General features: G+C 69.3%; 12 protein-coding genes. 7 read left to right on the top strand and 5 right to left on the bottom strand.

Annotated features, from left to right (window positions below):
- The first annotated feature begins 83 nt into the window (after window positions 1-83).
- The gene (locus tag F3H10_RS00330) at window positions 84-821 is read left to right on the top strand and encodes a helix-turn-helix domain-containing protein (RefSeq protein ID WP_149782873.1); all 738 of its coding nucleotides are present in this window, start codon (window positions 84-86) and stop codon (window positions 819-821) included.
- Window positions 822-970: 149 nt separating this feature from the next.
- On the opposite strand, the gene F3H10_RS00325 is transcribed toward F3H10_RS00330, so the two are convergent.
- Window positions 971-2,029, bottom strand: coding sequence for a PAS domain-containing sensor histidine kinase (locus tag F3H10_RS00325; RefSeq protein WP_149782872.1), 1,059 nt, complete (start codon window positions 2,027-2,029; stop codon window positions 971-973).
- 211 nt (window positions 2,030-2,240) lie between these two features.
- Between F3H10_RS00325 and F3H10_RS00320 the strand changes: the two genes are divergently transcribed.
- Both F3H10_RS00320 and F3H10_RS00315 read left to right on the top strand, forming a co-directional pair.
- The gene (locus tag F3H10_RS00320) at window positions 2,241-3,716 is read left to right on the top strand and encodes a phosphohexomutase domain-containing protein (protein ID WP_149782871.1); all 1,476 of its coding nucleotides are present in this window, start codon (window positions 2,241-2,243) and stop codon (window positions 3,714-3,716) included.
- Between the two features lie 95 nt (window positions 3,717-3,811).
- The gene (locus F3H10_RS00315) at window positions 3,812-4,969 is read left to right on the top strand and encodes a BMP family lipoprotein (RefSeq protein WP_149782870.1); all 1,158 of its coding nucleotides are present in this window, start codon (window positions 3,812-3,814) and stop codon (window positions 4,967-4,969) included.
- Window positions 4,970-5,011: 42 nt separating this feature from the next.
- Here F3H10_RS00315 and F3H10_RS00310 read toward each other — a convergent pair whose 3' ends face one another.
- Window positions 5,012-6,178, bottom strand: a complete 1,167-nt coding sequence (locus F3H10_RS00310) for an MFS transporter (protein ID WP_149782869.1) — start codon at window positions 6,176-6,178, stop codon at window positions 5,012-5,014.
- A gap of 108 nt (window positions 6,179-6,286) precedes the next feature.
- On the opposite strand from F3H10_RS00310, the gene F3H10_RS00305 reads away from it, so the two are divergent.
- The 4 genes from F3H10_RS00305 to F3H10_RS00290 all read left to right on the top strand — a co-directional run bounded on the left by F3H10_RS00305 (window position 6,287) and on the right by F3H10_RS00290 (window position 11,814).
- Complete coding sequence (locus tag F3H10_RS00305) at window positions 6,287-7,933, top strand: ABC transporter ATP-binding protein (RefSeq protein WP_149782868.1); 1,647 nt, start codon at window positions 6,287-6,289, stop codon at window positions 7,931-7,933.
- The gene (locus tag F3H10_RS00300) at window positions 7,930-9,297 is read left to right on the top strand and encodes an ABC transporter permease (RefSeq protein ID WP_149782867.1); all 1,368 of its coding nucleotides are present in this window, start codon (window positions 7,930-7,932) and stop codon (window positions 9,295-9,297) included. The genes F3H10_RS00305 and F3H10_RS00300 overlap by 4 nt, the downstream gene beginning before the upstream one ends.
- The gene (locus tag F3H10_RS00295; protein ID WP_149782866.1) at window positions 9,290-10,342 is read left to right on the top strand and encodes an ABC transporter permease; all 1,053 of its coding nucleotides are present in this window, start codon (window positions 9,290-9,292) and stop codon (window positions 10,340-10,342) included. Before F3H10_RS00300 ends, F3H10_RS00295 begins: the two co-directional genes overlap by 8 nt.
- Window positions 10,343-10,443: 101 nt before the next feature.
- Window positions 10,444-11,814, top strand: a complete 1,371-nt coding sequence (locus tag F3H10_RS00290) for a geranylgeranyl reductase family protein (protein WP_149782865.1) — start codon at window positions 10,444-10,446, stop codon at window positions 11,812-11,814.
- 39 nt (window positions 11,815-11,853) lie between these two features.
- On the opposite strand, the gene F3H10_RS00285 is transcribed toward F3H10_RS00290, so the two are convergent.
- The 3 genes from F3H10_RS00285 to F3H10_RS00275 form a co-directional block, all read right to left on the bottom strand.
- Window positions 11,854-12,132, bottom strand: a complete 279-nt coding sequence (locus F3H10_RS00285; RefSeq protein ID WP_149782864.1) for a winged helix-turn-helix domain-containing protein — start codon at window positions 12,130-12,132, stop codon at window positions 11,854-11,856.
- Window positions 12,133-12,236: 104 nt separating this feature from the next.
- On the bottom strand, window positions 12,237-13,517 hold the full coding sequence (locus F3H10_RS00280; protein ID WP_149782863.1) for an amidohydrolase: 1,281 nt from the start codon (window positions 13,515-13,517) through the stop codon (window positions 12,237-12,239).
- Between the two features lie 102 nt (window positions 13,518-13,619).
- Window positions 13,620-13,952, bottom strand: coding sequence for an uS10/mL48 family ribosomal protein (locus F3H10_RS00275; RefSeq protein ID WP_149782862.1), 333 nt, complete (start codon window positions 13,950-13,952; stop codon window positions 13,620-13,622).
- Between the last annotated feature and the right edge of the window lie 119 nt (window positions 13,953-14,071).

Here is a 14,071-nt window from a genome sequence, read left to right as displayed (position 1 = left end):
CGTTCCTTTCCTCCCCGGACGCCAAATTCCCCACCCTACCATGGTCGGGAGATTCTTTACCGTAGGGGGGTCTAGGAGGATCCATGTCTGCGCTCGAGGCGAACGATGCCGACGGGTGGTCGGGGACCCGGCTGACGCTCGACCTGTGGCACCCGAACTGCTGGGCGATCGAGGCGACGAGCCGAACCGACGGCGGCGTCCTCGCTCACGCGATCTACAACTCGCCGAAGACGGACGGCGAGACCCCGAACACGGTGAACGGCCTCTTCACCGCCTTCGCGGACACGAACGAGGAGGTGGAGGCGTTGCTGGACGCGATCCGTGCCTCGGAACACTCGGGGGACCTGATGGAGCTCCAACAGCGGTTCGGTCGCGCACGCGACGCCCCGGGCAACGTGGTCCGCGAGTTCTTCGTGGAGTACGACCCGACGGACATGGTGTGTCCGACCCTCCTCGAGAACGGGTTCGTCCACAGCGCCCCGGTCCGGATCGAGGACGGCCACGAGGAGTGGCAGGTGTGTTTCGTCGGCGAGCGGTCGGGGATCCGCGAGTCGCTCGACGCGGTCCGCGAGACGGCCGACGCCGAGGTGAGCATCGAGTCGATGTCGTCCTCGGGAGCCGGCCAGAAGACCGCCCGCGAACACCGCCTCGACACGCTCACGACGACCCAGCGGGAGGTGTACGAGCACGCCCGCGAGCAGGGATACTACGAGTGGCCCCGCGGGGCGTCCACGCGCGAACTCGCCGACGACCTGGGCGTCTCGAAGACGACGATGCTCGAACACCTCCGGAAGGCCGAATCGAAGCTTCTCGACCCGTAGGAGCCCGCTCGACTCCTCCATCGATCCCCTGCCAGTTCTCTCGGGTGGCCTCGCTCCCCCAGTTTCCGAGGAGACCGTCCGCGGGGGGACCTGCTACGTCTTCCAGACCGACGACACGTTCGGCTCGCAGGCGATCGACGACTCCGCAGTCACGCACCCGTCGCCGTGGCTTTCGGCAGTCGGACGACGAAGACCGTCCCGGTCGGATCGTCGTCTTCGGCCCATACCTCGCCGCCGTACTGCGTGACCAGCGTGTAAACGAGGTAGAGTCCGATCCCGGTCCCGGGGCTGTCGAAGTCCCTCTCCCCCTTCCCGAAGACCTCGTTCTTCCGGTCGTCCGGAATCCCCGGACCGTTGTCCGCGATCCTGACCTCCACGTCCTCGTCCCGCGACTCACAGGAGACCTCGACGACGGGGACGTCCTTGTCGTTGTGTTGGACGGCGTTGTTCAGGAGGTTCCGAAACACGGAGCCGAGCATGCCGTTGGCGGCCACGTCGACCTCGGGGAGCGGGTCGTGGACCACGAACTCCGCGTCCGGGAAGGACTCCTCGCGAAGCGCGACCTCGGTCGCGAGGACGGACGAGAGCGGGGTTGGCTCGACGGCGAGATCTCCGTTCGAGACGGTCATCTCCACGTAGTCGCGAGCGATCTCCGTCAGCTCGATGACGTGCTCGCCGCTGTGGAGGACTTTCTCGAGATACCCCCGTCCTTCGTCGTCGACGTGGTCCTCGAGTATCTCGATCCAGCCGAGGACCACCGCCAAGTCGTTCCTGATGTCGTGTCGGACGAGACGGTTCAGAATTTCGAGCTCCTGTTCTCGACGCTTCTGTTCCGTGATGTCCGTACAGATGCCGATGGCCTCGGTCGGGATACCCTCGTCATCCCGGAGGAGGACCTGTCTGGTCAGCACCCATCGTATCGATCCGTCCGGTCGAACGACACGTCCCTCATACGCGTTCTCGGCGGTCGCCTGGTCCGAACCCTCGATGTTCGCCCGTACTCGGTCGCGGTCCTCCGGGTGGATGGTGGCGAGCAGTTCGTCGACGTCGTCCTCGATCTCCTCGGACGGGATCCCCCAAATCCCTTCGAAGCCGTCGCTGACGTAATCGAACGTCCCAGGTTCGGTGGCCGCCCAAAGCGCGACCCCGTCGAGGTGATCAAACAACGCCCGGAAGTCGCGACGTTTCCCGAGCGAAGCGTTACTCATACCAGCAGAAACACACGGGGAGAAGATAAACACCGACCTCTCTCACCGGATCTCGAGAATCACGGACCCGCGAAGCGGCGTTCTGATGGCGGTCCTCCGTCGGGACCCCCACCGAGATCGATGGACTCGGCGTCAATCCAGACGACGGCCGCCGGGATCGACCGCCGTCCGGACCGACGGGTACTAACGACCGGCGGTCGATCGGGGCGACATGGAACTGTTCGGAACCGCGGGAGTGCGCGGCCGCGTCGAGGAACGGGTGACGCCCGAACTCGCGCTGGCGGTCGGTCGCGCGGTGGCGGCGGAAGCGCGGGAACTGGAGGCCGGGAGCGGAACCGACGGACCGGCCGGCCCGCCGGAGGTCGTCCTCGCCCGCGACGGACGGGTGAGCGGACCGGCGATCGCGGCCGCGACGGAGGCCGGGCTCGCCTCCGGCGGCGCGAAGGTCTCCCGGGCGGGCCGGCTCCCGACGCCGGCGTTGGCACACGCCTCGCGGGGACGGTACGGCGTCATGCTCACCGCCTCGCACAACCCGCCGTCCGACAACGGGATCAAGCTCTTCCGCGACGGCGTCGAGTTCGACCGCGAGCTGGAACTCGCCGTGGAAGCGCGCGTCGAGGCCGAGGAGCCGCCGGCGGCGTGGGACGCGTGGACCGAACCCGATCGGGTCGACACCCTCGACGGGTACCTCGCGGACGTTCGCGAGTACGCGGCGGGCTTCGAGGTCGACGGCGCCGACGCCGGCGACGACTCCGGCGGCTCCCTCGACGGGCTCCGGATCGCCGTCGACTGCGGCAACGGGATGTCCGCCCCGGCGACGCCGACGGTGCTCCGCGAGCTCGGCGCGACCGTCGTCACCCTCAACGGGAACGTCGACGGCCACTTCCCCGGCCGCGGGAGCAAGCCCACGCCGGAGACGCTGCGGGACCTGCGGGCGTTCGTGGCCGACGCGAACGAGGGCGTCGACGAGCCCGGCCGCGACGGCGAGGGGTACGCCTTCGGGATCGGCCACGACGGCGACGCGGACCGGATCGTCGTCGTCGACGCCGACGGGGAGGTCGTCCACGAGGACACCGTCTTAGCGGTCCTCGCCGAGCGGTACGTCCGGACCAGCGACGCCGCCGACCCGGTCGTGGTGACGACCCCGAACGCCTCCGGCCGGATCGACGAGCGCGTCCGCGAGGCCGGCGGGCGCGTCGAGCGCGTCCGCCTCGGCGCGCTCCACGAGGGGATCGCGGCGGTTCGCGCGGAGGCGGACGCCAAGGATACGGAGGTCGTCTTCGCCGCGGAGCCGTGGAAGCACGTCCACACCGCCTTCGGCGGCTGGATCGACGGCGTCTGTTCGGCGGCGGTGATCGCCGAACTCGTCGCGGCCGAGGGGCTCGAGTCGCTCCGCGAGCCGGTCACGGAGCGCCCGTACCGGAAGGTCAGCGTCGACTGTCCCGACGACCGGAAGGAGCGGGTCATGGAGCGACTGACCGATCGGCTCCCGGCGGCGTTCGGGGACGCGACCGTCGACACCGACCACGGGGTCCGCTTGGAGTTCCCCGACGCGTCGTGGACGCTGGTCCGGCCCTCCGGGACCGAGCCGTACGTCAGGGTGTACGCCGAGAGCGACGCGGTCGACGAGCTGGTCGAATCGGTCCGCGAGGTCGTCGAGACCGCGGTCGCCGAAGCCGAGAGCTGACTCCCGGCTCGGCGACCGGCCGTCGACCTCGGAAGGACACGTCGGAACGGAGAGCGACGCGTTTATGCCCCGCTCGCCCGGGTATGTAGGTGATTATGACGTCCGACATCGAACGGCGGCGGTTCCTGAAGGCGGCGAGTGCGGCGGGCCTCGTCGGTCTCGCGGGTTGTAGCGGCGGACCGAGCGACGGCGGTTCTGGAGACGACGGCTCGAGCGGCGACGGGTCCGATGACGACGGCTCGGACGGGTCCGACGACGGCTCGAGTGGCGACGGGTCCGGCGACGTCCCGGCGACCGTGGGGATCGTCTACTCCGACGGCGGGCTCGGGGACAACTCGTTCAACGACGCCGCCCAGCAGGGTCTCATCCAGGCCGAGGAGGACTTCGGCATCGAGTACGACGAGTCCCAGCCGGAGGGGACCGGCGAGTTCGGCGACTTCCAGCAGCGGTACGCCAGCTCGACGGACCCCGACTACGACCTGGTGTCGTGTATCGGCTTCAACCAGACCGACGCCCTCGCGGAGAACGCCCCGCAGTTCCCCGACCAGGACTTCATGCTCGTCGACTCCGTCGTCGAGGAGGACAACGTCGCGAGCTACGTCTTCCGCGAGCACGAGGGCTCGTTCCTGATGGGCGTGCTCGCCGCACACCTGACCGAGACCGACTTCTCCGCCGGGGCCGGCTCGACGGACCCCGACTCGACGAACCTCGGGTTCGTCGGCGGCGTCGACAGCCCGGTCATCCGCCGGTTCCAAGCCGGCTTCGAGGCCGGCGTCGACTACGCGGCCGACGACGTCGACGTCACCACGAGCTACGTCGGCAGCTACGCCGACCCCTCGGGCGGACAGGAGGCGGCGCTCTCGATGTACCAGAGCGGCGCGGACATCGTCTATCACGCCTCGGGCGCGACGGGCGTCGGCGTGTTCCAGGCGGCACAGGAGGAGGGCCGGTTCGCCTTCGGCGTCGACCTCGACCAGTCGATCACCGAGCCCGAGTTCTCCGACGTGATCCTGGCGTCGATGGTGAAACGCGTCGACACCGCGGTCTACGAGTCCGTCTCGAACGTGATCGACGACGACCACCAGGGCGGCGAGTCGATCGCGCTCGGACTCGAGTCCAACGGGGTCGAGTGCGTCTACGGCGACGAGATCGGCGGCGAGGTCCCCGACGACATCGTGACCGCGGTCTCGGACGCCCGCGACGCGATCATCGCCGGCGACATCGACGTGCCGACGGAGCCCGGCGACACCTGATCGCGGCGACGACGGTCGGTGGTCCCCGGCCGGCACCGCGGTTTACACGGCGTCGGTGACGACGACGAGCGTGAGCCCGGCCGCGGCGAGCGACAGGACGCCGAGGAAGGACCAGGCGGCCGAGTACCCGCTCACGTCGACGAGGTAGCCGAACGTCGGGGGCGCGAACAGTCCGCTCGCGGTCACCGCCAGCTGGCCGGCGGCCGAGGCGGCCCCGAGTTCGTCGTCGTCGACGAGCGTGGAGAGACAGGAGTAGTAGAGGCCGGTCGACCCGAGGACGAGCGCCCCGATCCCGGCGAAGACGACGCCGGCGGCGAGCACGGACTCCGAGGCCGGAAGCACGAAGTAAAGGACCCCGCCACCGGCCGCCTGAACGGCGAGGATCCCGCCCGTCCGCGTTCGAGCCGATCCGGGAAGCACGTCCGCCAGCGTCCCCACGGCGACCTTTCCGGCGCTGCTGACGACCTGCATGGACGCGAGGACCGCGCCGGCGACCGCGACGGACGCGCCGATCGACTCGCCGACGAAGAGGGTGACGTAGCCGGTCGTCGTGTAGAACGCGGCCCCGAGACACACCCCCGAGAGCAGCAGGACGAGGTACGCCGAGTTGGACGACAGCGCGCGGAAGTCGGGGGACGTCGCCTCGCCCGGGCTCTCGCGGCGGTACACGCTGAAGAAGACGACGGCGACCAGGGAACCGACCGCGGCGGCGACCAGAAAGCCGAACCGCGGGAAGAGGACGCCGGCGGTTCCGGTCACTAAGAGCGCGCCGACCGCGCTCCCGATCGTCGGGCCGATCTGTTTGATCCCGATCGCGCGGTGTTGTCTCCCCGGGTCGATCCGGTCGAAGATCGCCTTGTTCGTCCCCGGCGTCGCGCTCCCGTACATCGATCCGAGGAGGAAGGCGGCGATCAGCAACAGCGGATACGTCGGCGCGATCGCGACCCCGAAGACGCCGACGGAGAGTCCGACGAGTCCGACGGTCAGCGTGCGTCTCTCGCCGAACCGGTCGGTCGCGATCCCGAAGGGGAGAAGCGAGACGGCGTAGCCGAGCGTCAACGCGGCGATCACGATTCCGACCTCCAGCCCCGTCAGATCGAAGGCGTCCTGAAAGAGCGGGGTCCCGGCGTACACCGTGTAATAACAGACGCTGGCGGCGACGTGCCAGACCGTCACGGCCGCCACGATACGCCAGAATCGCGAGACCATACGGCGGCCTCGGCTGCCGGATGGATAACGGTACGTGTGTCGGCGACGTACGACCGGTTCGGAGACGAACCCGCGGTCTTTTTGCCTCGCACACGGAGATACGGGTGAATGAACCCGGCGGTCCACCTTGACGGTATCACGAAGCGGTTCCCCGGGGTCGTCGCCAACGACGACGTGGACCTCGCGATAGAGCGGGGGAGCGTCCACGCCTTACTCGGCGAGAACGGGGCCGGCAAGACCACGCTGATGAACGTGTTGTACGGCCTCTACCGCCCGACGGAGGGAACGGTCGTCGTCGACGGCGAACCGCGCTCGTTCGCGTCCCCGCGCGACGCGATCGACGCCGGGATCGGCATGATCCACCAGCACTTCATGCTCGTCGACCCCATGACGGTGTGGGAGAACGTCGTCTTGGGCAACGAGCCGCGGACGTGGGGCGGACTCCGCGTCGACGAGGAGGCCGCCCGCGAGGCGGTGGTCGAACTGAGCGAGCGCTACGGCTTCGACGTCGACCCCGACGCGACCATCGCGGACGTCTCGGTGGGCGAACAACAGCGCGTCGAGATCCTGAAGGCGCTGTACCGGGGCGCGGAGGTCCTGATCATGGACGAGCCGACCGCGGTGTTGACCCCCCAGGAAGTCGAGGAGCTGTACGGCGTCTTCGAGGAGCTGACAGACCAGGGCAAGACGATAATCTTCATCTCGCACAAGCTCGGCGAGGCGCTCTCGGCCGCCGACGAGATCACGGTCCTGCGCAACGGCGTCAACGTCGGCACCGTCGCCTCGGGAGACGTGACCCGCGAGGAGCTCGCGGAGATGATGGTCGGCCGCGAGGTGCTGATGGAGCCGGCGACGACGCCGCAGGAGCCCGGCGACCGCGTGCTCGGCGTGACGGACCTCCGTGTCGAGGACGACCGCGGCGTCGAGGCGGTCTCGGGGATCTCCTTCGAGCTCCGCGCGGGCGAGGTGCTCGGGATCGCCGGCGTCGACGGGAACGGACAGTCACAGCTCGTCGAGGCGATCACGGGGATGCGGAAGCCGACGTCGGGGTCGATCGAGTACCTCGGCGAGTCGATGGCCGGCGCGACCCGTCGGGAACACATCGACCGAGGCATGGCGTTCGTCCCGGAGGACCGCCACGAGAAGGGGTTGGTGATGTCCTACGACCTGGTTCAAAACGGGATCTTGGGGAGCCAGCACGACCCGCCGTTCGCCTCCGGCGGACGGATCGACTGGAACGCGTCGACGGAACACGCCGAGTCGGTGATCGAGGCGTACGACGTTCGGCCGCCGAACCCCGACGCGGACGCGGAGTCCTTCTCCGGGGGCAACCAGCAGAAGTTCATCGTGGGCCGGGAGTTCGAGCGGAACCCGGACCTCGTCGTCGCGACCCACCCGACCCGCGGCGTCGACATCGGCTCCACGGAGTTCCTCCACGAGCGTCTCCTCGAACTGCGTGCCGAGGGGAAGGCGATACTGCTCGTCTCCTCGAAGCTCGACGAGGTCCAGGGCCTCTCCGACCGGCTCGCCGTGATCCACGAGGGCGAGTTCTCCGGCGTCGTCGACCCCGCCACGGTGACCGAAGAGGAGATCGGCCTGCTGATGGCCGGGGAGACGCTCGCCGACGAGACGGTCTCGGGGGCGGCGATCCACGACTCGGTCGACGACGGACTCGGCGGTGGCGGTGCGGACGGGGGCGACGGCGGGGCCGGTTCGGACCGTGAGACCGCCGCGGACGGAGGGGTGGACGCGTGAGCCGACGCGACGGTGGACGGCTTCCGGCGGCCGCTCGTCGCGTGATCGAACCGTTCGTCGACCGCAGCGTCGCCGAGCGGATCCTCATCAGCATCGCGGCGATCCTGTTGTCGATCGCCGTCGGCTTCGCCATCGTGCTCGTCTCGGGGCGGATCGCCGAGTGTAGCACCGCCGCCTGGACGATGCCGGTCACCGGCTTGGGGTTCTGTTATGACCCCTTCGAGGTGTACGTCGTGTTGTTCAACGGGGCGCTCGGCTACCCGTTCGCGGTCGGCGAGCCGGGGATCTTCAACCCGTCGTGGACGCCGTTCAACCTCTCTCTGGGGCTCACCCTCTCGGAGACGACGCTTCTGATATTCACCGGGCTCTCGGTCGCGGTCGCGTTCCGGGCCGGCCTCTTCAACATCGGGACGCAGGGCCAGCTCGTCGTCGGCGCGCTCGCGACCGCGCTGACGGTGCTCGCGCTCGCACCGCTGCTCCCGGCGGGACCGATCTCCGGGGTCGTCATCGTCGCCGTCGGGACCCTCGCCGGCGCGGTCGGCGGCGGACTCTGGGGCGCGATACCCGGCGCGTTGAAGGCGTATGCCGACGCCAACGAGGTGATCACGACGATCATGCTCAACTTCGTCGCCGCGAACGTCGCGTACGTGCTGGTGTTGGAGGTGTTCCGCGCGGAGGGGTCCTCCGTCGTCGCGACGCGGTACGTCCCCGAGTACGCGCAGTTCTCGCCGTGGCTGTTCCCGGACTCCAGCGACTTCGCGCTGCTCGCGCTGCTCGTCGGCGTCGGAGCCATCGGCGGGCTCTACTACCTCGTCGAGCACACGCCGTTCGGCTACGACCTGCGCACGAGCGGGGTACAGGCGGCCGCCGCGGAGTACGGCGGCGTGAACGCGAAACTGACGACCGTGCGCGCGATGACGCTCTCGGGCGCGCTCGGCGGCGTCGGCGGCGCGGTGTGGGTGCTGATGTCCGAGGGCCGGTGGATCGAGTCGGTTCCCGACCTCGGCTTCGACGGGATCACCGTCTCGATCCTGGCGGGGAACAACCCGCTCGGCGTGTTACCCGCCGCGTTCCTGTTCGGCATCCTGAAGGGGGGCGCACTCGAGATCGGGTTCCGGACCGACGTGCCGACCGAGCTCGTCGGCGTGTTGCGCGGGCTGATCATCCTCTTCGTGGCCATGCCGGAGTTCTTCCGGATGGCCGGACGATACGCCGGGCTGGGCTCGGACGGGCCGGGAGGCCCGGGAACGACCGGGAACGACGACGGGAGCGAGGGGGCCGACGACGGGACGGACACGAAGGGGACTGCCGGCGACGGGACCGGCAGCGCCGCCGCGGTCGACGGGGGTGAGCTCGATGCGTAACCCGCTCGCGGACGTCCCCGTCCCGCTTCTCGACGACCTGATCGACGACGAGTACGTGCGCTCGCTCGTCGTCGGGGTCGTCGGGACTCTGGGGGTTCTGGGGCTGCTCGGGCTCCTGTTCCCGGGGTCGGTCGCCGGCGACCTCGCGGGCATCGTCTTCTCGACGGGCACCGCCGCGTCGACGGCGCGGCTCGCCGCGCCCATCGTGCTCGCCGGGCTCGGCGGCATCTTCGCCGAGAAGTCGGGCGTGATCAACATCGGACTGGAGGGACTCCTCATCATCTCGGCGTTCGCCTCCGTCTACATCGCGTCGGTGATCGGGATCGGGAACGCGGTCCTCGGCGTTCCGGCGATCTGGATCGGCTTCCTCGCCGGGATCGTCGCCTCGACGCTTCTCGCCGGCGTCTTCGGCGTCGTCTGTATCGAGTTCAAGGCGGACCAGATCATCGCCGGGCTGGCGGTGTGGCTGATCGCCTTGGGGCTCGCGCCGTTCATGTCGACCGTCTTCTTCGGCGGCGTCAACACGCCGAACCTCGGCGCGAGCGTTGGGTGGCGGTACTCCGCGGTCATGGTCCTCGTCGCGACCGTCGCCTCCTGGTGGACGCTGAACCGGACCGCCTTCGGGAAGCACCTCCAGGCGTCCGGCGAGAACCCGAAGGCGCTCGACACGGTGGGCGTCTCGGTCTCCCGCGTCCGGTACGCGGGCGTGTTGCTCTCGGGGGTCCTCTCCGGCGTCGGCGGCTCGGCGCTCGCGCTCTCGATCGGGCAGTTCGTCGGCTCCGGCGAGACGATGGTCCAGGGGAAGGGGTTCATCGCCATCGTCGCGTACCTGTTCGGCAACTACAACCCCCTCGGGACGCTCGGGGCCGGCGTGCTGTTCGCGGGGCTCGACGCGACCCAGATCCGGCTCCAACAGCTCGGGTACGCGATCCCCGACACGTTGGTCCAGACGATCCCGTACGTCGTCGTGATCGTGGTGCTCGCGTTGGTCGGGCGGACCCGGATCCCCGCGGCCGCCGGCGACCACTACGAGACCGAGGAGTAGCTACCCGGGACGGAGGGGCGGTTTCCTCGCCCATTCCGTCGTTGCCTTCACGACCGAAACGGGAACAAAGAGTTTTGCCGGCGGCGGGAGACGACACGGTAATGAGCATCGACGAGTACGACGTCGTCGTGGCGGGCGCGGGCACCGCCGGCTGTTACGCCGCCGCGACGATCGCGAACGAGGGGCTCGACGTCGTCATCGTCGAGCGAAAGGACGAGGAGGAGGCGGGCCACATCGCCTGCGGCGACGCGCTGAAGGGCGCCGACGCCTTCCCGGAGGCCATCCCGAAGGAACGGCTCGAACCGGCGTTCACGAACACCGGTGTCGACCACGGACGGTTCGAGATCCCACAGGAGGACACGGTCCTCGAGATCCCCGTCCCGGGCGAGCTCGCCGTCATCGACCGCTGGGAGTACGGCCGTCGGATCATCGCAGGTGCGGAGGACGCCGGCGTCGACTTCCACTACGACACCGTCATCAACGACGTGGTCCAGACCGACGACGGGCGGGTCACGGGCCTGCGGGCCAAACGCAAGGGCGACCCGGTCACGTACGAGGGCGACCTCGTCATCGACGGCGCCGGGTCGCTGTCGCTGCTTCAGGACAAGGCCGACTTCGAGGAGACCACCTTCGACACGAACGTCCGATACTCGCAGTTCTGTTCGGCCTACCGCGAGATCGTCGAGGTCCCCGAACCCGTCGAGTGGGACGACGCGCTCGTGTTCAAGGCGACCGACCGCGCCGCGGGATACCTCTGGTACTTCCCGCGGACGGCGACGGAGATCAACGCCGGGCTGGGCTTCCAGATGAACGAGGAGCCGATGCAGCTCGTCGAGGCGCTGAAACGCGACCTCCGGAACCGTCCCGAGTTCGAGGGCGCGGAGGTGCGAGACAAGCTCGGAGCCGCGCTGCCGACGCGACGACCGTACGACTCGGCGGTCGCGCCCGGCTACATGGCCGTCGGCGACGCCGCCGGCCACGTGAACCCGACGACGGGCGGCGGGATCGCGGGCGCGGCCTACGCCGGGAAGTACGCGGGCGAGCAGGCGGTCAAGGCCGTCTCCGACGGCGACGTGAGCGAGGAGAACCTCTGGCGGTACAACACGCGCGTGATGGACCACTTCGGCGGGCGCTACGCCGGACTCGACGTGTACAACGTCCTCTCGACCGCCGTCGACGTCGACGACCTGATGGGGCTTCTCGCGTCGCTTCCGGGCGAGAAGCTCGCGGAGGCGCTGTACGAGGGCTCCACCTCGATGTCGTTCGGCCTGAAACTGAAGGCCGCCGTCAAGAGCTTCGGCTACTGGGGAACCATCCGGAACTTCTACCAGACGAAGTCGCTGGCGGACGAGCTGCTCTCCCACTACGAGTCGTACCCGACGAGCCCCGCCGCGATGGCCAACTGGACGCGCGAGCGGGACGCGATCATGGACCGGATCTACGAGACGACCGGCGCGGAGGCCAAGTACTGAGCCGCTCGACCGCCGACGCTGTGGATCGTTCCCCGTCGGTCACACCGGCGAGGCGTCGGCGATCTCCTCGACGACCTCCCAGTGGTTTCGGGTTCCCTCCGTCGGGTAGTACACCGTTCCGTAGCCGTCGCCGGTGCGCTCGACCACGTCGTGATCGCGCAACACGCCGAGGTGGTGTCGGACCGTGGTGTAGTCCAGATCGAGCCGCTCGGCGAGCTGGTTGGCGTTTCGCGGACGCTCGTCTATCGCCCGCAGGATCCGGACCCGATTCGGGCCGCCTCGGGTTCCGGTGAGGACGTACCAGAGGACGGCCTCCATGCCCCATACGAGGGGCTGCGGCCGCCTAAACCTACCGTCGAGCGAGGGTCCTGCCGGCTGGATCAGCGGCGGAACGGGAGCGGATCGCCTCGTCTCGAACGGTCTCAGGGCCGGGTCTCGGCGACCCGTCGGATCGCCGCCGAGAGCACGTCGATCCCGATCCCGATGTCGCTCTCGACGACGTCGAACGTCGAGGTGTGGTGGCCGCCGGGGTGGTCGGTGCCGACGCCGACGTAGCACGCGAGTCCGCCGCGGTCCTGAACGTGGTCCATCATGAACGTGGCGTCCTCGCTGCCGCCGAGGTCGGCGCTCTCGACCACGTTCGTCACGCCTTCCACGTCGCGAGCGACCTCGCCGATGACGTCCGAGAGCGCCGCGTCGCTGGTCGCGCTCGGCGCGGCTCCCATCGTGGTGACGTCGACCTCGCAGTCGTGCATCTCCGCCGCCGAGTGGAGGATCCGCTCGGCGTGGTCGAACATGTAGTCGGCGAGTTCCGTGCTCTCGCCGCGGACCTCGCCCTCGATGTGGGACTCCTCGGGGATGATGTTCGTCGCCGTGCCGCCGCCGACGAGCCCGGCGTTCACGCGGGTCGCGCCGTCGGCGTGTCGCGGGATCGAGTAGAGGTTCTGTATCGCCGCCGCCATCGCCTGAACCGTGTTCCGCCCCTGTTCGGGCCGGGCGCCCGCGTGCGAGGGCTCGCCCTCGAACTCGGCGAGGAAGTGGTTCACCGCGAGGAAGCCGTCGATGCCGCTCACGACCTCGCCCGAGGGGTGGTCCAACCCGATGTGGACCGCGTAGAAGTACTCCACGTCGTCGAGGAGGCCGGACTCGGCCATCGGCTTCCCGCCCACGATCTTCTCCTCGCCGGGCTGGAAGAACACCTTGAGCGTGCCCGAGAAGTCGGAGTCGAGGACCGCGTCGATGGTGCCGAGGCCGATGGTCGCGTGCGAGTCGTGGCCGCAGGCGTGCATGTACCCCTCGTTCTCCGAACGGAACCCCTCCGCGACCGGCTCGTGGTCGCCCTCGTCGGACTCGAGGATCGGCAGCCCGTCGATGTCGACTCTGAGCCCGACGACCGGGCCGTCGCCGCGCTCCGCGACCGCGACGCAGCCGGTGTACCCGCCCTCGAGTCGATCGAGGACCTCTGGGTCCGCGCCGGCCTCGCGGGCGCGGTCGGCCCACTTCGCCAGCTCGTCAGAATCGGGGACGTTCCGGCGGGAGCCCTCGTCGAGGGCGTCGGGCCCGACGTGGATCGCGTCGAGGTCGCGCTCGCGGAGCGCCTCGACGATCCGGGCGGTGGTGTAGAACTCACACCAGGCCGGCTCGGGGTGGCGGTGGAGGTCGCGTCGGAACTCGCTGTACTCGTCGTCGGTTTGGACGCTCATACGCCCCGATCGCCGCCGGATGTCTTAAAAGGTCGAGTGGCGGTCGGCGTCTCCCCCTTCGATGGAAGTCCGTCCGGTCCGTCCGGTCACGCGGACGGCGACTCAGTCGCGGCGGTGCCCGAGCGGCTTCTTCCGGTCGACCTCGACCTCGACGTGGATCGAGTCCGGGAAGTCGCGGCCGACGACGTCGCGCGCGATGTCGTCCGCGCCGTGGATCTCCATCGACCGTTTGTACACGTCGTAGCGCCACGGCGAGAACTCGTCGCCGGCGCGGAGACGCTTGTACTGTGGAACGCGGACCGTCTCGGGGGGTGAGGCGTGCGGGCCCTTACACTCCGCGCCCTTCCGCTCGAGGGTGTCTTTGAGCTCCTGGACGGTCTCGGCGAGCACGTCGCGGTCGCCGGAGGCGAAGGAGAGTTTCGTGACGAAGGTCATGGCTGGGGGTCGTGGGTGAATGGTCCCCCGAGGCGTAAAAACACATCTACTGGGGGACGGTACCGGGGGCCGTCATCGGCCGGTTTCGACGGAACCGCGCAGATCGCCCGAGAGCGCTC

This window comes from Halorubrum aquaticum, from assembly GCF_900113615.1.
Taxonomy (GTDB): Archaea; Halobacteriota; Halobacteria; order Halobacteriales; family Haloferacaceae; genus Halorubrum; species Halorubrum aquaticum.
This window is presented reverse-complemented; position numbering and strand designations above follow the sequence as displayed.